General features: G+C 62.5%; 1 protein-coding gene. It reads right to left on the reverse strand.

Annotated elements, in window-relative coordinates:
* Positions 1-355 precede the first annotated feature (355 nt).
* Positions 356-919: hypothetical protein (locus tag AC4FQ5_RS19580; RefSeq protein WP_491146178.1), on the reverse strand; the 564-nt coding region annotated here is incomplete at its 5' end.

Genomic DNA, 919 nt, shown 5'->3' on the forward strand with positions numbered 1-919 from the left:
GGTTCCATCCGGATCGCAGGAGTCGCTGGTTTGAAGCTCGCCAGATCATTGAGCGTGATGACTCGTGCGTCCGACCGCCCGCACGCCACCGGATCCTGACACGTACCCAGCATGTCTCGCACCGCGCGAGGGTCGTTCGCCCCTGGACCGCGATCAGGCCTCGGTTGATGACTGTGGCCCGATTCAGGAGCGCTTGAACCGCCTCCGGTACTCGATGACTCAGATGCGCCCAGATCGACTTGCGACGGCCCGATACCCCCGACAACCCCTCGTCCGTCACTCCAACCGATGTCGCCCTCCTCGTCCGCAGTAGCCGACCCCGGCGGCAGCCCGAGCAGCACGAGGGCGATGACGACTATGAGCAGTAACCCTTTTCGTTCCACTGATCCATCCTTGTGACGGCAAGCTCCTGGCCCGTGTTTGAACTAGGGACAAAGAAGACAATGATCGGGATATGCGTACGGACCCTTCCGTCCTCGACCGGGTTGCCGTCCGCATCGACGAGCTGCGTTCTTGACACGTCCCGGCAGACGACCAGAGCAACGTCCCCGTGTGAACCCCAATCGTCCGGGTCTACAAGCTTCTCGTCGCCGAACGTGGACGCCCCCACGGTTCGCAGTTCGTTGGCCGCGCCCTCCTCGCCAGATCGGAGGGTCCGCACGAAGTCTTCGGTTGCATACGGGGCGAAATCGTCAGCGTCGGAGGAACCCGCGAAATAGCCGTCCAGCACTGTGTTGAACCGAGTGAACGCTTGGACCGCTCGCTCGAGGGTCTGGTCCGGCTGTGTCGGAGGCAGTTTCGAAGGTGTCGAAGGCGAGTGCACCGGGGCGCATGCGGACAACATGACCGACACGGTCGTAATCAATATCGGGACGGCAGGCAGCCGCCATCGATCTATTGTTCGTGTTTCCCCCATCGC

The sequence above is a fragment of the Chryseobacterium sp. DT-167 genome, from assembly GCF_058310155.1.